At 69.0% G+C, this 20,283-nt stretch carries 19 protein-coding genes; 11 read left to right on the forward strand and 8 right to left on the reverse strand.

Annotated elements, in window-relative coordinates:
- The 5 genes from cyoC to FHR19_RS07645 are packed head-to-tail and all read left to right on the forward strand — an operon-like array spanning window position 1 to window position 3,464.
- Window positions 1–627: a cytochrome o ubiquinol oxidase subunit III gene (gene cyoC, locus FHR19_RS07625; protein WP_184026598.1), complete on the forward strand. Its 627-nt coding sequence runs from the start codon at window positions 1–3 to the stop codon at window positions 625–627.
- Window positions 624–1,028, forward strand: a complete 405-nt coding sequence (gene cyoD / locus FHR19_RS07630; RefSeq protein ID WP_184026601.1) for a cytochrome o ubiquinol oxidase subunit IV — start codon at window positions 624–626, stop codon at window positions 1,026–1,028. Before cyoC ends, cyoD begins: the two co-directional genes overlap by 4 nt.
- Complete coding sequence (locus FHR19_RS07635; protein WP_184026604.1) at window positions 1,025–1,669, forward strand: SURF1 family cytochrome oxidase biogenesis protein; 645 nt, start codon at window positions 1,025–1,027, stop codon at window positions 1,667–1,669. Before cyoD ends, FHR19_RS07635 begins: the two co-directional genes overlap by 4 nt.
- Window positions 1,666–2,940 carry an ATP-binding protein gene (locus tag FHR19_RS07640; protein ID WP_184026607.1) on the forward strand — a complete coding sequence of 425 codons (1,275 nt, stop codon included), beginning with the start codon at window positions 1,666–1,668 and terminating at the stop codon, window positions 2,938–2,940. The genes FHR19_RS07635 and FHR19_RS07640 overlap by 4 nt, the downstream gene beginning before the upstream one ends.
- Window positions 2,937–3,464, forward strand: coding sequence for a response regulator transcription factor (locus FHR19_RS07645; RefSeq protein ID WP_184026610.1), 528 nt, complete (start codon window positions 2,937–2,939; stop codon window positions 3,462–3,464). Before FHR19_RS07640 ends, FHR19_RS07645 begins: the two co-directional genes overlap by 4 nt.
- Before the next feature lie 114 nt (window positions 3,465–3,578).
- On the opposite strand, the gene glpX is transcribed toward FHR19_RS07645, so the two are convergent.
- Window positions 3,579–4,547: a class II fructose-bisphosphatase gene (glpX, locus tag FHR19_RS07650; protein ID WP_184026613.1), complete on the reverse strand. Its 969-nt coding sequence runs from the start codon at window positions 4,545–4,547 to the stop codon at window positions 3,579–3,581.
- Window positions 4,548–4,667: 120 nt separating this feature from the next.
- Between glpX and FHR19_RS07655 the strand changes: the two genes are divergently transcribed.
- The 5 genes from FHR19_RS07655 (at window position 4,668) to FHR19_RS07675 (ending at window position 9,258) form a co-directional block, all read left to right on the forward strand.
- Window positions 4,668–5,021, forward strand: a complete 354-nt coding sequence (locus FHR19_RS07655; protein WP_184026618.1) for a hypothetical protein — start codon at window positions 4,668–4,670, stop codon at window positions 5,019–5,021.
- Between the two features lie 40 nt (window positions 5,022–5,061).
- Window positions 5,062–5,979 carry a 4-hydroxybenzoate octaprenyltransferase gene (ubiA, locus tag FHR19_RS07660; RefSeq protein WP_184026620.1) on the forward strand — a complete coding sequence of 306 codons (918 nt, stop codon included), beginning with the start codon at window positions 5,062–5,064 and terminating at the stop codon, window positions 5,977–5,979.
- Between the two features lie 31 nt (window positions 5,980–6,010).
- Window positions 6,011–7,345 (forward strand): TldD/PmbA family protein, encoded by a 1,335-nt coding sequence (locus tag FHR19_RS07665; RefSeq protein WP_184026623.1) that lies wholly within the window; start codon window positions 6,011–6,013, stop codon window positions 7,343–7,345.
- Entirely contained in the window at window positions 7,338–8,126 is a 789-nt protein-coding gene (locus FHR19_RS07670) for an inositol monophosphatase family protein (protein ID WP_184026626.1), read from the forward strand. Before FHR19_RS07665 ends, FHR19_RS07670 begins: the two co-directional genes overlap by 8 nt.
- A gap of 94 nt (window positions 8,127–8,220) precedes the next feature.
- Window positions 8,221–9,258, forward strand: coding sequence for a cupin-like domain-containing protein (locus FHR19_RS07675; RefSeq protein WP_246359396.1), 1,038 nt, complete (start codon window positions 8,221–8,223; stop codon window positions 9,256–9,258).
- On the opposite strand, the gene FHR19_RS07680 is transcribed toward FHR19_RS07675, so the two are convergent.
- Window positions 9,255–9,980: an FCD domain-containing protein gene (locus FHR19_RS07680; RefSeq protein WP_184026628.1), complete on the reverse strand. Its 726-nt coding sequence runs from the start codon at window positions 9,978–9,980 to the stop codon at window positions 9,255–9,257. The genes FHR19_RS07675 and FHR19_RS07680 overlap by 4 nt on opposite strands.
- A gap of 119 nt (window positions 9,981–10,099) precedes the next feature.
- Here FHR19_RS07680 and araD1 point away from each other — a divergent pair, with 119 nt between their 5' ends.
- Entirely contained in the window at window positions 10,100–11,089 is a 990-nt protein-coding gene (gene araD1 / locus FHR19_RS07685; protein WP_184026630.1) for an AraD1 family protein, read from the forward strand.
- Window positions 11,090–11,136: 47 nt separating this feature from the next.
- On the opposite strand, the gene FHR19_RS07690 is transcribed toward araD1, so the two are convergent.
- The 6 genes from FHR19_RS07690 to xylB form a co-directional block, all read right to left on the reverse strand.
- The gene (locus FHR19_RS07690; RefSeq protein WP_184026632.1) at window positions 11,137–12,723 is read right to left on the reverse strand and encodes an alpha-N-arabinofuranosidase; all 1,587 of its coding nucleotides are present in this window, start codon (window positions 12,721–12,723) and stop codon (window positions 11,137–11,139) included.
- An 84-nt stretch (window positions 12,724–12,807) separates the two neighbouring features.
- Window positions 12,808–14,604, reverse strand: coding sequence for an IlvD/Edd family dehydratase (locus FHR19_RS07695; protein ID WP_184026634.1), 1,797 nt, complete (start codon window positions 14,602–14,604; stop codon window positions 12,808–12,810).
- A gap of 11 nt (window positions 14,605–14,615) precedes the next feature.
- Complete coding sequence (locus FHR19_RS07700) at window positions 14,616–15,746, reverse strand: aldose epimerase family protein (protein ID WP_425505951.1); 1,131 nt, start codon at window positions 15,744–15,746, stop codon at window positions 14,616–14,618.
- A 79-nt stretch (window positions 15,747–15,825) separates the two neighbouring features.
- A complete protein-coding gene (locus tag FHR19_RS07705) occupies window positions 15,826–17,463 on the reverse strand; it encodes a glycoside hydrolase family 43 protein (protein WP_184026636.1) in 1,638 nt (545 codons plus the stop codon).
- A gap of 58 nt (window positions 17,464–17,521) precedes the next feature.
- Window positions 17,522–18,832 (reverse strand): xylose isomerase, encoded by a 1,311-nt coding sequence (gene xylA, locus FHR19_RS07710; RefSeq protein ID WP_184026638.1) that lies wholly within the window; start codon window positions 18,830–18,832, stop codon window positions 17,522–17,524.
- Complete coding sequence (gene xylB / locus FHR19_RS07715; RefSeq protein WP_184026640.1) at window positions 18,832–20,280, reverse strand: xylulokinase; 1,449 nt, start codon at window positions 20,278–20,280, stop codon at window positions 18,832–18,834. The genes xylA and xylB overlap by 1 nt, the downstream gene beginning before the upstream one ends.
- Between the last annotated feature and the right edge of the window lie 3 nt (window positions 20,281–20,283).

A 20,283-nucleotide genomic window follows, 5' to 3' on the forward strand; every position in this document is an offset into this window, starting at 1 on the left:
ATGGCGAACCACACCGCAACCACCGCTGACGCGCCCCATTTCTGGGAGACGGAGCCGCATCATCACGAGGCGGGGTCGAGCACGATGCTCGGCTTCTGGCTCTATCTGATGAGCGACTGCCTCATCTTCGCGATGCTGTTCGCGGGCTGGGGCGTCTATGGCCAGAGCGCCGCGGGCGGCCCCACCGCACCCGAACTGTTCGACTTGAAGCTCGTCGCGCTCAACACCGCGATGCTGTTGTTCAGCTCGATCACCTACGGCTTCGCGATGATCGCGGCGCAGGAGGACAATAAGCGTGCGACACTCGGCTGGCTGGCCGTCACCGGCCTGTTCGGCGCTGCGTTCCTCGGCATCGAGATGTACGAGTTCGCGCACCTGATCCACGAGGGCGCGGGGCCGCAGCGGTCGGCGTTCCTGTCGAGCTTCTTTGCGCTGGTCGGCACCCACGGGCTGCACGTCTTCTTCGGCATGATCTGGCTGACCGTGCTGATGGTGCAGGTGGCGAAGAAGGGCCTGATCGCGGCGAACACCCGCCGGCTCGCTTGCCTCAGCCTGTTCTGGCACTTCCTCGACGTCGTGTGGATCGGCGTCTTCACCTTCGTGTACCTGCTGGGGTCGATGCAATGAGCCACGACGCACACGCCGCGCATGACGGCCATCATGGCGAGGGCGGGGCGGCGCACGCCACGCGCAAGGGTTATGTCACCGGCTTTCTCCTGTCGGTCGTGCTCACCGCGATCCCGTTCGGGCTGGTGATGGGCGGGGTCATCGACGACATGCGGATCACCGCGGGCATCGTCATGGCGCTCGCGATCGTCCAGATCGTCGTCCACATGATCTACTTCCTCCACATGGATACCAAGTCGGAGGGCGGCTGGACGCTGATGGCGCTGATCTTCACCGCGGTCATCGTGGTTATCACCATTGCCGGCTCGCTGTGGGTAATGGTCAACATGAACCGCTACATGATGCCGCCGATGCCGCCCGCGTCCGCCGCGGCGCCGATGTCGGACATGAGCGGCATGTGAAGCGCGCCGCCGCCCGGATCGGCGTCCTTTCCCTCATCGTCCTGTTCGTCGGGCTGGGGATCTGGCAGCTCGAGCGGCGGGCGTGGAAGCTCGACCTGATCGCGCGGGTCGAGGCACGGCTGAAGGCGCCGCCGGTGCCCCCGCCGTCGCGGGGTGAGGAATATACCCGCGTCGCGGCGACGGGCCGCTGGGTGCAGGGGCGCGATACCTATACGCAGGCGGTGACGGAGCTTGGCGGCGGCTTCTGGGTGATGACGCCGCTCGACACGCCGCAAGGCCGGCTACTCGTCAATCGCGGGTTCGTCACGGCGGCGCGGCGCGGACGGACGCCGCCGCCCGCCGGGCCGGTGCGGGTCGAGGGGCTGCTGCGCCTGACCGAGCCAGGGGGCGGCTTCCTGCGCGCCAACGACCCTGCAGCCGATCGCTGGTATTCGCGCGACGTGGCGGCGATCGCGGCGGCGCGGCGGCTGGGGCCAGTGCTGCCCTGGTTCCTCGATGCCGGCGCGAACGGCGACGGCTGGCCACGCGGCGGGCTGACGGTCGTGACGTTCCGCAACGCTCACCTGCAATATGCGCTGACCTGGTTCGCGATGGCGGGGCTGCTCGCCTTCCTCGCGTGGCGCGTTACGATCCGGCGATGACCACGCTGTCGCCGGAAGATGCGGGCCGCCGCAACCTGCTGCTCCTCGTTCAGCTGCGCTGGCTGGCGGTGGCGGGCCAGATGGCGACGATCCTGGGCGTGCAGTTCGGGCTGGGGGTCGCGCTGCCGATCCTGCCGATGTTCGCGACATTGGGCCTGCTGATCGGCCTCAACCTCGTACAGCTCCTGTCGGAGCGCCGGCGGGCGGTCACCAACAACCAGTTGTTCGCAGCGCTGCTGATCGACGTAGGCGCACTGACCATCCAGCTCTATCTGTCGGGCGGCGCGACCAATCCGTTCGTCGGCCTGTTCTTGCTCCAGGTCGTGCTCGGCGCGATCCTGTTGAAGCCGATTACCAGCTGGGCGATGGTGGCGGTGACGAGCGGGGCGTTTGCGGGGCTGACGGTCGATTATCACCGCCTCGACCTGCCGCCGATGATGGCGAGCAACCATTCGCTGCCGTACCTCATCGGCAACTGGTTCAACTTCACGCTGGCCGCCGTGCTGATCGTGCTGTTCGTTACACGGATTGCGCGCAACCTGTCCGAACGCGACGCGCGGCTGGCGGCGCTGCGCCAGCAATCGGCGGAGACCGAGCATATCGTCCGCATGGGCCTGCTCGCCAGCGGCGCGGCGCACGAGCTCGGCACGCCGCTCTCGACCGTCGCGGTGGCGCTGGGCGACTGGGCACGCGATCCGGCGATCGCCGGCGACCCCGCGCGGGCCGAGGAACTCGCCGACATGACCGCGGAGATCGCGCGGTGCAAGGCGATCCTGTCCGGCATCCTTCTGGCCGCGGGCGAGGTGACGGGCGACGCGCCCGAGCGGACGACGCTGCGCCGCTTCCTGGCCGGCATCGTCGCGCGCTGGGACGAGGGGCATCCGGGCCTCGTCCGGTTCGAGGATCGCCTCGGCCCCGACCGTGCGATCGTCGCCGACCGCGCGCTGTCGCAGGCGCTGGTCAACGTCCTCGACAACGCCGCCGAAGCGGGCGCGCGCGCGATCGAGGTGACGGCGACGGTCAAGGACGGGGAGCTCGTCCTGAGCGTGATCGACGACGGGCGCGGGGTGCCCCCGGGCATCCTCGCGCATCTGGGAAAACCCTATCAGTCGAGCAAGAATCGGCGCGGCGCGGGGCTTGGGCTGTTTCTCGCGGTCAACGTGCTGCGCGTCCTTGGCGGCACGCTGTCGGTCGCCAACCGCAAGCTGGAGGGGGCGGAGGTCGTGTTCCGCCTGCCGCTCGCGGCGCTCACGCTGGAGGACGCGCGATGATCGGACGGCGGCTCCTGATCGTCGAGGACGACGCGGTGTTCGCGCGCACGCTCGCCCGCTCGTTCGAGCGCCGCGGCGATGCGGTGCGCGTGCTGAACGGGCCGGAGGGGCTGAAGGCCGCGGCGCGCGAGCATGGTGCGACCCACGCGGTCGTCGACCTCAGGCTGGGCGGCGCGTCGGGGCTTGCCTGTGTCGAGGAACTGCACGCGCTCAATCCGGCGATGCGGATCGTCGTGCTGACCGGCTTCGCCAGCATCGCGACCGCGGTCGAGGCGATCAAGCTCGGCGCCACCAACTACCTCACCAAGCCCGCCAACACCGACGATATCGAGGCAGCCTTCGAGCGGGTGGAGGGCGACGCGGAGGCGGATCTCACTGCCGCGCCCACGTCGCTGCGCACGCTCGAATGGGAGCATATCCATCAGGTGCTCGCCGACACCGGCTTCAACGTGTCCGAAGCCGCGCGGCGGCTCGGGATGCACCGGCGCACGCTCGCACGGAAGCTGGAGAAGCGGCACTTGTGACGTCGGCTGCCCCAACGCCGCCGTCATCCCGGACTTGATCCGGGATCCCGCTTCTTGTTCTCGACCGTCGAGAAGGCAGCGGAACCCCGGATCAAGTCCGGGGAGACGTGAACCTCAGATCCGGTGCTCGCCCTTGACCCAGCGCACCGTGCCGGAGCTCGCGCGCATCACCACGCTCTCGGTCGTCATGATCCGCCCCTTTCGCTTGACGCCCGCGAGCAGCGAGCCGTCGGTGACGCCGGTCGCAGCGAAGATGCAGTCGCCGCTCGCGAGTTCGTCGAGGGTATAGACCTTGTCGAGATCCTCGATCCCCCAGCGGTGCGCGCGTGCCCTCTCGTCGTCGTTGCGGAACAGGAGGCGCCCCTGGAACTGGCCGCCGACGCAGCGCAGCGCCGCGCAGGCGAGCACACCCTCCGGCGCGCCGCCCGAGCCCATGTAGATATCGATCGTCGTGTCGGGATCGGTGGTCGCGATCACGCCCGCCACGTCGCCGTCGCCGATCAGCATGACGCCGCAGCCGATCGACCGCAGCTCGGCGATCAGCTTTTCGTGGCGCGGACGGTCGAGGACACAGGCGATGATCTCGTGCGGTTCGACGCCCTTGGCCGCGGCGACCGCGCGGACGTTTTCGGTGGCCGACTTTTCGAGGTCGATGACGCCCGCCGGATAGCCGGGGCCGACCGCGATCTTGTCCATGTAGACGTCGGGCGCGTTGAGCAGACACCCTTCCTCGGCGATCGCCAGCACCGCCAGCGCGTTGGGGCCGGCCTTGGCCGTGATCGTCGTCCCTTCCAGCGGGTCGAGCGCGATGTCGATCTTCGGCCCCTTGCCGGGTGCCGAGCCGACCTTCTCGCCGATATAGAGCATCGGCGCCTCGTCACGCTCGCCCTCGCCGATGACGACGGTGCCGTCCATGTAGAGTTCGTTGAGCGCGGCGCGCATCGCCTCGACCGCGGCGGCATCGGCGGCCTTTTCGTCGCCGCGCCCGACCAGCGTCGAGGCGGCGATCGCCGCCGCTTCGGTCACGCGGACCATTTCGAGGACAAGCACGCGGTCGAGATTCTGGCTGGCCGATTGCGTCACGTCGAAATCCCCTTGGTCGATTTTGCTTTGGGCGGGCGATAGGCGGGCGGGGGCGTTTGGGCAATGGACGAACCGCGCCGGACGTGATTGGATCGCGGCCGGGCGACCGGGAGAAGCGCGATGCTGGCGTTGTGGCTGATGATGCAGGCGGTGCCGATCGATGCCGCGCGGCTGGTGGCCGACGTCGGCGCGCTGACCCGCGCGACGGTCGAATGCCGGCAGGAGCGGGCCGCGGATGCGATCACCGTCTGTGCCCGCCGCGATGCCGACAAATGGCGCGTCCCCTTCGTCACCCCCGATCCCGGCGCGATCGACCCCGACGACGTGCCGACCGAGCGATCGAAGCTGATCGCCCGGCCCAACAACTGCGCCGAAATGAAGCTGATGGCGGTCGAGTGCGGGATGGTCGGCGTGTCGATGACGTCGGGCGGCCGCGGCACCCGGTTCGAGGCACCGCGCCCGCTCGCGCCCTGAGGCCCTTTCACCGCCACCGCGCCGATGGCATGGGGGCGGGATGACCGCACAGCCGATCGTCCCCGACAGCGAGCACAAGGGCCTCGTCGCGCGCCTGCCGACAAAGGCGCGGGCATTCGCGCTCCTTGCCCGCTTCGACCGGCCGATCGGCTGGTGGTTGCTGTTCTGGCCCGGCGCCTGGGCGATCGCGCTGTCCGGCGGATTGCCCGCGCGCTGGGACCTGCTTCTCTGGTTCCTCCTCGGCAGCATCGCGATGCGCGGGGCGGGGTGTGTCTATAACGACATCGTCGACCGCGACCTCGACGCCGCGGTCGAGCGGACGCGCAGCCGCCCGTTGCCCAGCGGCATCGTCAGTTTGAAGGCGGCATGGGTGTGGCTGGTCGCGCTGTCGCTGATCGGCCTCGTCGTGCTCCTGCAACTGCGGGTCGAGGCACAGGTCGTCGCACTCGCGAGCCTGGCACTCGTCGCCGCCTATCCGTTCATGAAGCGGATCACCTGGTGGCCGCAGGCGTGGCTCGGCATGGTCTTTTCTTGGGCTGCGCCGGTCGGCTGGGTCGAGGTGACGGGGGCAGCGTCCTGGACCTTCGCGCTGCTCTATGCCGGGTCGATCGCGTGGGTGATCGGCTACGACACGATCTACGCGCTCCAGGATATCGAGGACGACGCGATGGTCGGCGTCAAATCCTCCGCGCGGGCGATGGGCCGGCATGTGCGGGCGGGGACGGCGATCTTCTATGCGATCGCGGTCGGATGCTGGGCGGCGGCGTTCTGGCGGACGTTCGCCGATCCGCTGGCGCTGCTGGCGCTCGCGCCCGTCGCGGGGCATTTCGCGTGGCAGGTGGCGACGTTGAAGCCCGCCGACGGCGAGGGTGCGCTGGCGCGGTTCCGGTCGAACCGGATGGCGGGGTTCCTCATGTTCCTCGCCTGCGCCGTCGTCGGGACCGCCGCCGCCCTTTGACGGGGGGCATCCCGCACCCTAACTGCGGATGATGCTCAGCGTTTCCGAAGCCGTCGCCATCGCCCAGGCCGCCGTCGACAGGGCGCGCGCCGCCGGGGCCGATGCGGTCGATGCCAGCGTCAGTGCCGACCAGTCGACGGGCGTCGGCGTGCGCCTCGGCCATCTGGAAGAGATCGACCGGTCGGAGGGCGAGTCGCTGGCCCTGCGCGCGTTCGTCGGCCGCCGCGTGGCGAGCGTGACCAGCTCGCGCTTCGCGCCCGCCGACCTCGATCGCCTCGCCGAGCGCGTGGTGGCGATGGCGAAGGCCGCGCCCGAGGACCTCTATGCCGGCCTCGCGCCCGAACACCGGCTGATGCACGGCACTGCGCCCGATCTCGACCTGCATGACGATGCCGCGGTCGAGCCCGATCGCCTGCGCGACCTCGCCATGGCGTGCGAGGATGCGGCGCGCGGGGTCGAGGGGATCACCAACAGTGACGGCGCGGGCGCGTCGGCGCGTGCGGCGGTGTCGGCGCTCGCCACCAGCCATGGCTTCGCCGGCGGCTATGAGACGACTAGCTACAGCCTGTCCGCCAGCGTCATCGCCGGCACGGGCGAGCGGATGCAGGGCGGCGACGCCAGCCACTCGGCGCGCTACTTCGCCCAGCTGGAGGCCGCAGAAGCGATCGGCCGCCGCGCGGGTGAGCGGGCGGTCGAGCGGCTCGATCCTGTCCAGGTCGAAAGCGGGACGATGCCGATCGTCTTCGACCGGCGGGTCAGCGCCAGCCTGATCGGCCATTTCACCGCCGCGATCGCCGGCGGCGCCGTCGCGCGCGGGACGAGCTTTCTCAAGGACAGGCTCGGCAAGCCCGTATTTGCCGAGGGCGTGACGATCACCGACGATCCTCACCGGCCGCGCGGGCTGCGCTCGCGGCCGTTCGATGGGGAGGGGCTGCCGGTCTCCCCGGTCGATCTGGTCGAGCATGGCGTGCTCCAGACCTGGCTGCTCGACAGCGCGGCGGCGCGGCAGCTGCATCTGGAGCCCACCGGTCACGCCGCGCGCGGCGGCGGGACGGCGACGACCAACGTCCACATGGCCGCGGGCAACGTGCCGTTCGAAACGCTGCTTGGCGAGGTGACGCGCGGCATCTACGTCACCGAGCTGATCGGGCAGGGGGTGAACGGCGTGACCGGCGACTACAGCCGCGGGGCGGCCGGCTTCCTGATCGAGAATGGCGAGCTTGTCCGCCCGGTCGCGGGGATCACCATCGCGGGCAACCTCATCGACATGTACCGGGCGCTGGTGCCCGCCAGCGATCTCGAGTTCCGGTACGGCACCAATGCGCCCACCATCCGCATCGACGGGATGACCGTCGCCGGTGGCTGACGCTCTCGCCGACCGGGTGAGCGCCATTGCGGCGGAGGCGGGCGCGCTCGCCATGGCGCGCTTCGGCGGGGACGTGAAGCGGTGGGAGAAGGCACCAGGGCATCCGGTGTGCGAGGTCGATCTCGCGGTCGACGCCCTGCTGCGCGATCGATTGTCGGTGCTGCTGCCCGACGCGGGCTGGCTGTCGGAGGAGACGGTGGACAGCCGCGAACGCCTGGGCGGCCGGCGCGTCTGGGTGGTCGATCCGATCGACGGCACGCGCGACTATCTGCGCGGGCGGCCCGGCTGGGCAGTGTCGATCGCGCTGGTCGAGGACGGGCAGCCGGTGATCGCCGTACTCGACGCCCCCGCGCGCGGCGAGCATTGGCGCGCGGTCGTGGGCGAGGGCGCGTTTCGCGGCACCGAACGTCTGCATGCGAGCGACCGCAACGAGCTGGCCGGCGCGCGCGTCCCCGCCGATGCGCTCGCCAAGGCGGACCGCGATTTCGTGACCGTGGCCAAGCCTAACTCGATCGCGCTGCGAATGGCGATGGTCGCGGCGGGCGAGGCCGACCTGATCGCCACGCTGCGCTGGGGCCACGAATGGGACATCGCCGCCGCCGTGCTCATTGCACGCGAAGGCGGCGCGGCGGTCAGCGACGCGCTCGGCCAGCCGCTCTCTTTCAACACCCCGCGGGCCGAGGCGTTCGGCGTGCTGGCGACCGCGCCCGCGATCTACGCAGCGGCGGTGGCGAGGCTGGCGGAGCGGGCGAAGGCGGCGATCGGGCGGGATTTACGCTGATCGCGATCCACGTTGTTGATCCGACTATGGATTATTAGCCCTTACAGGGGTTTGGCGTAGATCGGGAGCGCTTACACGGCTATCCTTGCGTGTGATGTCGATGGATTTCCCTGCGCTTGCCGATCGACGCGTGGAAGAGCGGTCTGCGGTCGATGCTGGCGTCTTTGCCGATCAGATCGCGGCCGCGGAAGCGCCGGTCATTCTGCGTGGACAGGCGTCTAGCTGGCAGGCCGTCGAACAGGCCCGGCAGGGTGATCGCGCGATCGCGACTTACCTGTCGCGGTTCGGCGGAGGGAAGCCGCTGGACGTCTTGGTCGGGCTGCCACAGATTGGGGGTAGGTTCTTTTATCGCGACGACCTGAGTGGCATGAATTTTCGCCGCGAGCGGGTGCCACTCGGCAATCTGCTCGGACTGCTGCTCAAGTTTGCCGAGGAGCGGGTCGAGGCACCGCCAGCCCTCTATGCCAGCGCCGCCGCCGCTCCGGATCACCTGCCGGGCTGGGACCGGGCCAATCCGATGGACCTGGCGCCGGCAGACGCCGTGCCCCGATTGTGGATCGGCAACGCGACGCAGGTGGCGACGCATTTCGACGCCTCGCCCAATCTGGCCGTGTGCGTTGCGGGGCGGCGGCGATTCACACTGTTTCCGCCGGAGCAGGTCGCCAATCTCTATCTGGGCCCGCTCGACAACACGCTGGCCGGCCCCCCCAGTTCGATGGTCGACCCCGACGCGCCCGATCTGGCCCGCTATCCGCGCTTCACCGACGCGATACCACATGCGCAGGTGGCCGAGTTGGCACCGGGCGATGCGCTCTTCATCCCGGCGCTCTGGTGGCATCATGTCCGGGCGTTCGATCGGCTGAACGTCCTCGTCAACTACTGGTGGGCCTATGACCGGTCGGGCACGCCCTTTACCGCGCTTATCCACGCGATGATGAGCGTGCGTGATTTGCCTTCGGCGCAGAAGCGGGCCTGGCGCGCGTGGTTCGATCATCTAGTTTTCGGCGACGATACCGCCGACGCCGCAGCGCACCTGCCCGAGCATGCGAGGGGCGTGATGGGGCCGCCCGGGACCGAGCGGACCGAGCGGATGCGCCACTATCTGCTGACGATCCTGAGCGGCCGAGGCTAGTCGCGCACCATCGCGGCGCGCGTGTCGTCGAACGCCATCTCGACCAGCACGCGCATTGCCTTGTCCGCCGCCTCGACATCGCCCGCGGCGATCGCGTCGGCGACGCGGATGTGGTCGGGGACGGGGTCGCGGGGGAGGGCGCGGGCGCGCTGCTTGTATTGCGTCGTCCAGTTGACCGCGGCGCCGATGCCAGCGCTCAGCGCCACCAGCGCGTCGTTGCGGGTCGCGCGAAGGATCGCGTCGTGGAACTCGCGGTCGGCGATGCGGCCGGGTTCGGTCGCCAGCGTGAAGCGGCGCATCGCCGCCAGCGCGTCGCGCATCGCCTTCACGTCCGCCTTCTCGCGCCGCTCCGCGGCAAGCCGTGCGGCGGCGGGCTCGACGATCGCGCGCAGCTCGAACAGGTCGCGCACGACGTTCATGTCGGGCTCCTTTGCGAACGCCCAGGCCAGCACTTCGGGATCGAGCAGGTTCCAGCGGCTGCGCGGCAGGACGCGGGTGCCCGCCTTGGGCCGGCTTTCGACCAGGCCCTTGGCGGTCAGCACCTGCACCGCCTCGCGGTATGCGCTGCGCGATACGTCGAGCGCCTCGGCATTCGCGACCTCGCCCGACAGCCGCTCGCCAGGCGCGATCTCGCCCGTGACGATCGCGGTGCCGAGATAGTTCGCCACCGCCCCGCGCAGCCGGCGCCCGGTGCCGCGTGGCTTTCTGGCCTGTTCTTCCACCCGTTCGGTCCCCTCGTTTCAGGCTTGACGGTAATCGTCCGCGCGGCGGCGGGCAAATCCAACGTTGCCAAATCCGGGGTAGCGTAATAAGTCGGAGTAAATAAATCGAGAGGCTCAAGATGCGATTGGTGCAGATTCGCGGGGACCAGGGGCGACAGGTCGTGGCGGCGGACGAGGGCGGCGCCTTCGTGGTGACGGGCGTGGCAAGCGTGCGCGTGCTTGCCGGCAGGGCGATCGCGGCGGGCCAGTCGCTGGCCGCGGCGGTCGAGGCGGCGGGGCGCGGCGCGGCGGTCGATCTGGCGGCTGCGGCCAGCGAAGGCCGGCTGCTTGCGCCGATCGACCATGACGATCCCGCACACCTGATCCTGTCGGGCACCGGCCTCACGCATCTCGGCTCGGCCGAGGGACGCGACAAGATGCACCGCGCGGCGGCGGAGGCGGCGCATCAGACCGACTCGATGCGGATGTTCCTCGAAGGGGTCGAGGGCGGGAAGCCCGCCGCCGGCACTGCGGGGCAGCAGCCCGAATGGTTCTACAAGGGTGACGGCAGCCAGCTCGTCGGGCCCGGCGAGGCGCTGTCGATGCCGGGCTTTGCAAAGGACGGCGGCGAGGAGCCGGAGCTCGCGGGCATCTATCTGATCGGGCCGGACGGGACGCCGCACCGGATCGGCATCGCCCTTGCCAACGAGTTCAGCGACCATGTGACCGAGCGGCACAATTACCTGTGGCTTGCGCACTCCAAGCTGCGCCAGGCGGCGCTGGGGCCGGAGATCCTGACCGGCACGCCCCCCGCCGACGTGCGCGGGACCAGCCGCATCCGCCGCGACGGTGAGACGGTGTGGGAAAAGCCGTTCCTGTCGGGCGAGGCGAACATGTCGCACACGCTCGCCAATCTCGAGCACCACCACTTCAAATACGACCTGTTCCGCCGGCCGGGCGATATCCACGTCCACTTCTTCGGCACCGCCACCCTGTCGTTCAGCGACGGCTTTACGACGCAGGAGGGTGACGTGTTCGAGATCGAGGCGGCGCCGTTCGCGCTGCCGCTCGCCAACCCGCTCGCACGCGCGGCGGGGGGGGAGGGGGGGACGGGGGTGAAGGTTCTCTGACGCCTCGGGCCGTCACCCCGGCACGAGGCCGGGGTAACGATTAGAGCTTACTCGACCGCCAGCATCGTTACGGACGCGGGCGGCAGCGTCACCGTGATCGCACCGTTCGCGACGGTCGCCGCGATCGCCCGCGGCTTCACCACGTCAGGCGCGGCGAAGCTGTTCAGGCTGTTGACCGCCGGCCCCGTCAAGACCTCGCCCGCCGCGCGGGTGGGCGACACGCCCGCCACCTTCGCCTCGATCGTCGCTGGCCGGGTGGGATCGAGATTGACGAGCGACAGATAGAGCTTCCCGTCGGTCGCCCGCGCCGCCACCGCATCGACCCGCGGCATGGCGAGGTCGCCGTAGCGATAGACGCCCGCGCCCACGTCCACCGGCACGACCGTCGCGTCCTGGAACGGCAGGTACAGCTTGTGGACCCAGTAGGTGGGCGTCAGCACCATCTTCGCGCCGTCGGTGAGGATCATCGACTGGAGCACGTTGACCATCTGCGCGATGTTGGCGACGCGCACCCGGTCGGCATGGCGCGCGAAGATGTTGAAGTTGAGCGCGGCGATCACCGCGTCGCGCACCGTGTTCTGCTGCTGGAGGAAGCCGGGATTGGTTCCCGGCATCGGCGCGGCCCACACGCCCCATTCGTCGACGACGAGTGCGACCTCCTTTTTGGGATCGTAGCGGTCCATCACCTCGCTGTGCTTGGCAATCAGCCCGTCCATGCCGAGCGTTTCCTTGACGAGGGTCGCATATTCCTTCTCGCCGAAATCGGTTGAGGAATAGCTGACCGGCCAGCCGCCCGTCGTATAGTTGTGGAGCGACAGCCCCTCGATGTTCCACGCCCAGTCGTGGGTCTTCCACGCCTTCATCACTGCCTCGGTATAGGCGGTGTCGCCGGTGCCGGGGCCGACGGCGATGCGCCGCATCGCGCCCGGCATTTTCTCGCGCTGGTCGGGGTGATAGTTGCGGATGAAGCGGGCGTAGAGCTTCATCTGGTCGGTGTAGAAATCGGGCGTCATCGCGCCGCCGCACGACCAGCTTTCGTTGCCGATGCCGAGGAACTTGACTTTCCACGGCGCCTTGCGGCCGTTGGCGGCACGCTCTGCACCGGCACTGGTCGTCGCGGCGTCGCCGGTCATGTATTCGACCCAATCGACCGCTTCCTTGACGGTACCAGAGCCGATGTTGACCGAGACATAGGCCTCCGCCCCCACCTGCTGCGCGAAGTCCATGAACTCGTGCGTGCCGAAGGCATTGGGTTCGGGCGCATTGCCCCAGGCGGCGTTGACCTTGCGCGTGCGCTTGGCCTGCGGGCCGATGCCGTCGCGCCAGTGATATTCGTCGGCATAGCAGCCGCCCGGCCAGCGGACATTGGGCACGCGGATCGCCTTCAGTGCGGCAACCACGTCGCTCCGGATGCCGCGCACATTCGGGATCTTGGAATTGCCGCCGACCCAGATGCCGCCATAGATGCCGGTGCCCAGATGCTCGGCGAACTGGCCGAACACGTCGCGCTCGATCTTCGCGCCGGGCCGGTCGGCCTGGACGGTGACGGGGACCGCCGCTTCCTGCGCCGCGAGCGGCCACGCACACACCATCGCGCAGGCGGCAAGGCCCGCGCGCAACATTGCCTTGGTCATCGTCGCTCTCCCTTTACGGCCCGCCGTGGCAAGCCGGCGCGGCGCGCATCCCAACCCCCGCCGGGACGCGCACCGCGACGAAGGTCAATGGCTGTCGCGCGGCAGTCCCTTGGTCTGGGCGATCCGCTGGAACTGTTCCGCCCCTTCGAGGATCGCGCCGGTGGATAGCTGGCCGACCAGATCGCGCTGGATTGCCTGCCACGGCGTCTGCGACGCCGGGTACTGGTAGCCACCCTCGGCCTCCAGCGCGCGGCGGCGCTCGGCGAGTTCCTCGGCGGGCAGCAGGATGTCGGCGGTGAACTTGCGAAGGTCGATCCGCACCCGGTCGCCGGTGCGCAGCAGGGCAAGGCCGCCCATCGCCGCCGCCTCGGGGCTGGCGTTGAGGATCGAGGGGCTGCCGCTCGTCCCCGACTGACGCCCGTCACCGATGCAGGGCAGGCTGTTGACCCCGTCGGCGATCAAATAAGCGGGCGGACGCATATTCACGACCTCCGCCGCGCCGGGATAGCCGATCGGGCCGGCGCCGCGCATGATGAGCAAGGTCTCGGGCGTGATGCCGAGCGCGGGGTCGTCGATCGAGTGGTGGTACTGCTCCGGCCCGTCGAACACGACGACCGGGCCTTCGAATGCGTCGGGATCGTCGGGGTTGGAGAGGTAACGCTGGCGGAACTCGTCGGAGATGACGCTGAGCTTCATGATCGCCGCGTCGAACAGGTTGCCGCTGAGCACCGCGAACCCGGCCTTTTCGAGCAGCGGCGCGTCGAAGCGGCGGATGACCTTGTCGTCCTCGATCACCGCATCGCGGCAATTGTCGCCGATCGACTTGCCGTTGACGGTCAGCGCGCCCTCTTCGATCAGGCCCTGGCCCATCAGCTGCGCGACCACCGCGGGGACGCCGCCCGCACGGTAATAATCCTCGCCCAGATATTCGCCCGCGGGCTGGAGGTTGACGAGCAGCGGCAGGTCGAGGCCGTAAGCCTGCCAATCCTCGATCGGCAGGTCGACGCCGATATGCCGCGCGATCGCCGCCAAGTGGATCGGCGCGTTGGTCGAGCCGCCGATCGCGGTGTTGACGCGGATCGCGTTGACGAAGGCTTCCTTGGTGAGGATGTCGGAGGGCTTGAGGTCCTCATTGACCATCTCGACGATGCGGCGGCCGGTGCGCCACGCGCATTCCTGCCGGTCGCGATAAGGGGCGGGGATCGCCGCCGAACCGGGCAGCGACATGCCCAGCGCCTCGGTCAGCGAGTTCATCGTCGTCGCCGTGCCCATCGTGTTGCAATAGCCGGTCGAGGGGGCCGACGACGCCACCAGCTTGATGAACTGCTCGTCGTCGATCTCGCCCGCCGCGAGCAGCTGGCGCGCCTTCCAGACAATCGTGCCGGAGCCGGTGCGCTCGCCCTTGAACCAGCCGTTGAGCATCGGGCCGACCGACAGCGCGATCGCCGGGATGTTGACGGTGGCGGCGGCCATCAGCGCGGCGGGCGTCGTCTTGTCGCAGCCGATCGTCAGCACGACGCCGTCCATCGGATAGCCGTAGATCGCCTCGACCATGCCCAGATAGGCAAGGTTGCGGTCGAGGCCCGGCGTCGGCCGCTTGCCCGTTTCTTGGATCGGGTGGACGGGAAACTCGAGCGGGATGCCGCCCATCTCGATGATGCCCGCCCGCACCCGCTCGGCGAGGACGAGGTGGTGGCGGTTGCACGGGCTGAGGTCGCTGCCCGTCTGCGCGATGCCGATGATCGGCTTGCCCGACCGCAGTTCCTCGAGGCTCAGCCCGTAGTTGAGGTACCGCTCCAGATAGAGCGCGGTCATGTCGACATTCTCGGGATTGTCGAACCAGGCGCGCGAGCGCAGCTTGCGGGTGTTGGGATCGGTCATGGGTCTGGCTGTCACTTCCGGGTGGTCAGGCGATAGATCATCACGTGGCGATAGGGCTTGCCCGGATCGACGCGCGGCGAGGCGAAATCGGGCTTGTTCGGCGCATCGGGAAACTTCTGCGGCTCCAGCGCGATGCCGTCGCCCTGGCGATAGGCGTGGCCGTTCTTGCCTGCGACGGACCCGTCGAGGAAATTGCCGGTGTAGAACTGAACGCCCGGTTCGGTCGTCAGCACCTCCAGCACGCGGCCCGATTTCGGATCCTCCAGCCGGGCGGCGAGCTTGGGCGTTGGCGTCAGGCCGGCATCGAGCGCGAAATTATGGTCGTAGCCGGTGCCGAGGCGGATCTGCTCGTCGCGCATGTCGCGAAGCCCCTCGGCGATCAGGCGCGGGCGGGTGAAGTCGAACACGCCGCCGGCAACCGCGCGCCGCTCGCCCGCCGGGATCAGCGTCGCATCGACCGGCGTGTACGCTTTGGCCGGGATCGTCAGCACATGGTCCGACGTACCCTGCGCCGCGCCTTCGCCCGCCAGGTTGAACAGCGCGTGGTTGGTCATGTTGGCGATGGTGGGCTTGGTCGTGGCGAGGTCGTAGGCGATCGTCAGGTTGCTCGCCTCGTCCAGCGTGTAGGTGACGGTCACGTCCGCCTTGCCCGGATAGCCCTGGTCGCCGTCGGGGCTGGTGAGCGCCAGGACGAGCTTGGCGGTCGGGCCGCTCGCGACCGACACGATCCGCCAATTACGCTTGTCGAACCCCTTGGTCCCGCCGTGCAGCGAATTGGTCTTGTCGTTGAGCGTGAGCTGGTAACGCTTGCCGTCGAGCGCGAACTGCCCGCCCTTGATGCGATTGGCATAGCGGCCGACCGTCACCCCGAAATAATTGGGCTTCTGCTCGTACATTTCGGCGGTGTCGTAGCCGAGCGTCACGTCGGCCCGCTTGCCCGCGCGGTCGGGGCCGATCAGCGCCTGGAGCGTCGCGCCATAGGTGATGATCCTTGCCTCCACCCCGCGCTTGTTCTTCAGCGACACGATCTCGACCGCGCTGCCGTCGGCAAGCTTGCCGAAGGGCTTGCGCTCGGCATCGGCGGCAAGGGCGGGCACCGCCGCGGCGGTGAGCAGGAGCGCGACTCCCAGACGGATCATCATGTTCGTTTCCCTCCCGCGCGGCGAACGCCGTACCTTAGCTTATAAGTCGGACAATAGATCGGGCAAGCGCTTCCCGCAATCAGCGTGTGTAGGCGAACGGCCCGACGACGGTGCCGACGAACCCGCCCGCGCGGTTGGTGCTGAGGAAGCGCGCGTTTAGGTCGTCTTTCAGCGTCCGCTTCGCCGACCCGGTGCCATAATCGAACGCCATCGTGCCGCCGTTCGCGCGGATCGTCAGCGTGACGGGCTTGCGCGGATCGACGGGGGTGGCGGCGACCAGCGTCTCGTCGCCCTTGTCGCGGGTATAGAGCGCGACCTGCGGCTTGCCGGCGATGCGCGTCACCCCGAAGAATAGGTTGGACTGGTCGCTCTGGATCGCGGCAAGCCCGGCGCGGTCGCCATCCTTCGTCGGCGTGAAGGCGACGGTCGTCGTGACGGTCGCGACGTGATGCTGCTGCCGGCGGCCGAGAAACGCGGGGACGCCCTTCTGGTCGCCGAGCGCCGCGCCGCCCTTGAGGACCAGATCGCCGCCGTCCAGCCGCCAGAACTTTGCGTTCGGCGTCCGCACGCCGATCCACTGCATCCCGAGCTTCGGCGCATTGAAGCTGTCGACATAGCCGAAGTCGCCGCTGGTCGGCAGCTTCGGCGCGGGACCGGCGGGCAAGCGTGGCTTCACCCCGACATGCGGGATCGGCTTGCCGGGATCGAGGATGACGGGCCCGCCGTCCTTCCACGTCACCGGCAGGAGAAACGTCTCGCGCCCGATATTGTAGAAATCGCCCTCATAGGGCCGCGTCGCGAGGAACGTTGCCCACCAGTCGCCGGCCTGCGTCTGGACGAGCGTCGCATGCCCCGCCGAGGTGATTGGATCGGGCCGCGCGGGGTCGAGATCGCGCTGCGTCAGGATCGGGTTCTTGTCCCACGGCGTGTAGGGGCCGGTCAGCGACTTCGATCGGAAAACCACCTGCGAGTGATTGACGCTGGTTCCGCCCTCCGCCGCGGTCAGATAGTACCAGCCATCCTTTTTGAAAATGTGCGGCCCCTCGATCCAGACGGGCTTCTTGGAGAGATCGACGCCGCCGTTGACGAGCTCGGTCGACGGGCCGACCATCTTGCCCGCGCGCCAGTCATATTCCTGGATCCAGATCGCGCGGTGGCCGTCGTAGCGCGCGGGTTCGCTCGGCGCGCGGTTGTTGACGATATACGCGCGGTCGCCCTCCCAGGTGATCGACGGGTCGATCCCCTCGAACGGCAGCCAGATAGGATCGGACCACGGCCCCGCCGGGTCCTTTGCCGTGATGACGAAATTGCCCTTACAGTCGACGCAGGTGTTGACGATGTAGAACGTCCCCGCGTGGTACGAGATGTCGGGCGCGAACACGCCGCGGGAGACCGCCAGCCCCGAAAAGTCGAGCTGCCCCGGCCGGTCGATCGCGTTGCCGATCTGGGTCCAGTTGACGAGGTCGCGCGACTTGAAGATCGGCAGGCCCGGATAGTGGGTGAAGGACGACAGGACGAGGTAGTAATCCTCGCCCACCCGCGTGATCGAGGGGTCGGGGTAGTAGCCCGACAGGATCGGATTGCGATACTCGCCGGCCTTCGGCACCGCGCGCTCGATCGAGCGGCCTTCGTAGCGGAAGTCGGCGAAGCGCGCTTCCTGCGCGGCGGCGGGGGTGGCGCCGACGAGCGCGGCAAGCAAAAGAGCGCGGGCGCGCATCGGCGATCCTTTCGGCAAATGAAAAGGGGCCGCGGTGGTTACCGCGGCCCCGAACGCCTCAGACGAAGCGGTTGATGAGGTTTTCCAGCCGCTCCTGCTGGCCCGACTTGTGCGCGGGCTTCAGGTCGCGTTCCACGGCCAGATCGGCGATGCCGGCGAGGTCGAGATTGGCGATCTCGCCGCCAAGGCCATCGGTCCAGCCGGCATAGCGCTTGGCCTTGATGCCGTCGATGCGGCCGTCCTCAATGATCGCGGCTGCGTTGAGCAGGCCCTTCGCCACGGTGTCGATGCCGCCGATATGGCCGTAGAACAGGTCGACCGCATCGACCGACTGGCGGCGCACCTTGGCATCGAAGTTGAAGCCGCCCGTCGTGAAGCCGCCCGCGCGGATCACTTCGAGCATCGCCAGCGTCAGTTCCTCGACCGAGTTGGGAAACTGGTCGGTGTCCCAGCCATTCTGATGGTCGCCGCGATTGGCGTCGATCGACCCGAAGATGCCGAGCGCCGACGCCATCGCCAACTCATGCTCGAACGTGTGGCCCGACAGCGTCGCGTGGTTGGCCTCGATATTCACGGCCACTTCGTTCTCGAGGCCGAAGCGCTTCAGGAAGCCGTACACGGTGGCGGTGTCGAAGTCGTACTGGTGCTTGGTCGGCTCGTGCGGCTTGGGTTCGATCAGGATCGTGCCCTTGAAGCCGATCTTGTGCTTGTGCTCGACCACGAGGGTCAGGAAGCGGCCGAAATTGTCCATTTCGCGCTTGAGGTCGGTGTTGAGCAGCGTCTCATACCCCTCACGCCCGCCCCACAGGACGTAGTTCTCGCCGCCGAGGCGATGCGTCGCCTCAAGCACGTCGCGGACCTGCATCGCGGCGAAGGCGTAGACCTCCGGGTCGGGGCTGGTCGCGGCGCCCGCGGCGAAGCGCGGGTGGCTGAACAGGTTGGCGGTGCCCCACAGCAGCTTGCGCCCGCTCGATCCCTGAAGCTGCTCCAGGTGGTCGACTGCCTCGGCGAGGTGGCGGCGGTGGCTGGTCACGTCGTGTGCGTCGGCCATCACGTCGACGTCGTGGAAGCAGTAATAGGGCACGTCCATCTTCGTGAAGAAGTCGAACGCCGCTTCACGCTTCATCGCCGCCGCTGCGCTGTCGTTGGCGCCGGCATGCCAAGGGCGATTGAAGGTGCCGCCGCCGAACACGTCGCTGCCCGGCCAGCAGAAAGTGTGCCAGAAGCACAGCGCGAAGCGGAGATGGTCCTCCATCCGCTTGCCGAGGACGACGCGGTCCTTGTCGTAGAAGCGGAAGGCGAGTTCGTTGTCGCTGTCCGGGCCTTCATATTTGATCGTCGGAATGTCGGCGAAGAAGTCGGTGGCCATTAGCTGCTCCTGGGCGTGATGCGGGGATAGGCGGCGCGGAAGGCCGCGAGCTTGGGGGCGAAGCGCTCGACGAGGGTCGGGTCGGGCGCGATGCTGTGGCTGGTGGTCAGCTTGGTGCAGACGCTCGCCGGATCGCCGCCGTCGACCGCAAGCTGCGCGAGCCGTGCCGCACCGAGCGCGGGACCGACCTCGCCGCCCTGCGCATAGACCAGCTCGACATTGAGCGCCGCGGCCAGCGTCTGGCCCCAGTAGCGCGAGCGCGCACCGCCGCCGATCACCGACAGGCGGGTGAGGTCGGTGCCCGCCTCGCGCAGCACCTCGACACCATCGGCGAGCGCGAAAGCGACACCCTCGAGCACCGCCTGCGCCAGCCGCTCGGGCGTGGTGTCGTGGTCGAGGCCGAGGAAGCCGCCGCGAACCTCCGCATCGTTGTGCGGCGTCCGCTCGCCCGACAGATAGGGGAGGAAGAGTTCGGGGCCGCTGGCGGGGCCAACGCTCTCGGCGCGCGCGAACAGCTCGGCCGCGCCCGACGTGCCGGTCAGGCGCGCGACCCAGTCGATGCACGCGGCCGCCGACAGGTGCACCGCCATCTGGTGCCACATGCCGGGCAGACAGTGACAAAAGGCGTGGACCGCACGCGCCGGGTTGGGGCGGAAGTCCTTCGTTGCGACGAAGATGACGCCCGAGGTGCCGAGCGAGAGCAGCGCATCGCCATCCTCGACCACGCCGACGCCCGCCGCGCCCGCGGCATTGTCGCCACCGCCGCCCGCGACGGGCACGCGCTCCATGCCCCAAGCCTCGGCCACCTCGGCGCGCAGGGTGCCCGAGACCTCGGACCCCTCGACCAGCCGCGGCATGTGGTCGCGGGTGAGGCCGGTGGCCGCGAGGATGGCGTCGGACCAGTCGCGCGCGGCCACGTCGAGCCACAGCGTGCCGGCTGAATCGGACATGTCCGACACCTTCTCGCCGGTCATGCGCAGACGCACGTCGTCCTTCGGCAACAGGACGGTGCGGGTCGCGGCGAACGTCTCCGGCTCGTGATCGCGCACCCACATCAGCTTGGGCGCGGTGAAGCCCGGCATGGCGAGGTTGCCGGCGATGGCGTGCAGGTTCGGGACTGCGGCCTCCAGCGCCTTGCACTCCGCCTCGCTGCGCCCGTCGTTCCACAGGATCGCGGGGCGGAGCGGGCGGTCGTCCTCGCCCAGCAGCGTCGCGCCGTGCATCTGGCCAGCGATGCCGATGCCGCGAACCGCGCGGCGGACGGCGGGATCGATCGCGCGCACCGCCGCCTGCGTCGCGTCCCACCAGGCGTCAGGATGCTGCTCCGACCACAGGGGATGCGGGCGCTGGACGGTGAGCGCCGCCACCCCGGTCGCCACGACGCCGCCGCGCTCGTCGAGCGCGACGGCCTTGACCCCCGAGGTGCCGATATCGATGCCGAGGAACATGGG

Origin of the sequence: Sphingomonas yantingensis (genome assembly GCF_014199325.1) — a bacterium.
Classification (GTDB): domain Bacteria; phylum Pseudomonadota; class Alphaproteobacteria; order Sphingomonadales; family Sphingomonadaceae; genus Sphingomonas; species Sphingomonas yantingensis.

Excerpts from the sequence above, each read along its gene's own strand:
- FHR19_RS07705 (WP_184026636.1), bottom strand. The coding sequence starts at position 17,463 with ATGCGCGCCCGCGCTCTTTTGCTTGCCGCGCTCGTCGGCGCCACCCCC.
- FHR19_RS07640 (WP_184026607.1), top strand. The coding sequence starts at position 1,666 with ATGACCACGCTGTCGCCGGAAGATGCGGGCCGCCGCAACCTGCTGCTC.
- cyoC (WP_184026598.1), top strand. The coding sequence starts at position 1 with ATGGCGAACCACACCGCAACCACCGCTGACGCGCCCCATTTCTGGGAG.
- xylA (WP_184026638.1), bottom strand. The coding sequence starts at position 18,832 with ATGGCCACCGACTTCTTCGCCGACATTCCGACGATCAAATATGAAGGC.
- FHR19_RS07690 (WP_184026632.1), bottom strand. The coding sequence starts at position 12,723 with ATGACCAAGGCAATGTTGCGCGCGGGCCTTGCCGCCTGCGCGATGGTG.
- FHR19_RS07695 (WP_184026634.1), bottom strand. The coding sequence starts at position 14,604 with ATGACCGATCCCAACACCCGCAAGCTGCGCTCGCGCGCCTGGTTCGAC.
- FHR19_RS07655 (WP_184026618.1), top strand. The coding sequence starts at position 4,668 with ATGCTGGCGTTGTGGCTGATGATGCAGGCGGTGCCGATCGATGCCGCG.
- FHR19_RS07645 (WP_184026610.1), top strand. The coding sequence starts at position 2,937 with ATGATCGGACGGCGGCTCCTGATCGTCGAGGACGACGCGGTGTTCGCG.
- FHR19_RS07700 (WP_425505951.1), bottom strand. The coding sequence starts at position 15,746 with ATGATGATCCGTCTGGGAGTCGCGCTCCTGCTCACCGCCGCGGCGGTG.
- ubiA (WP_184026620.1), top strand. The coding sequence starts at position 5,062 with ATGACCGCACAGCCGATCGTCCCCGACAGCGAGCACAAGGGCCTCGTC.
- FHR19_RS07665 (WP_184026623.1), top strand. The coding sequence starts at position 6,011 with ATGCTCAGCGTTTCCGAAGCCGTCGCCATCGCCCAGGCCGCCGTCGAC.
- cyoD (WP_184026601.1), top strand. The coding sequence starts at position 624 with ATGAGCCACGACGCACACGCCGCGCATGACGGCCATCATGGCGAGGGC.
- xylB (WP_184026640.1), bottom strand. The coding sequence starts at position 20,280 with ATGTTCCTCGGCATCGATATCGGCACCTCGGGGGTCAAGGCCGTCGCG.
- araD1 (WP_184026630.1), top strand. The coding sequence starts at position 10,100 with ATGCGATTGGTGCAGATTCGCGGGGACCAGGGGCGACAGGTCGTGGCG.
- FHR19_RS07675 (WP_246359396.1), top strand. The coding sequence starts at position 8,221 with ATGTCGATGGATTTCCCTGCGCTTGCCGATCGACGCGTGGAAGAGCGG.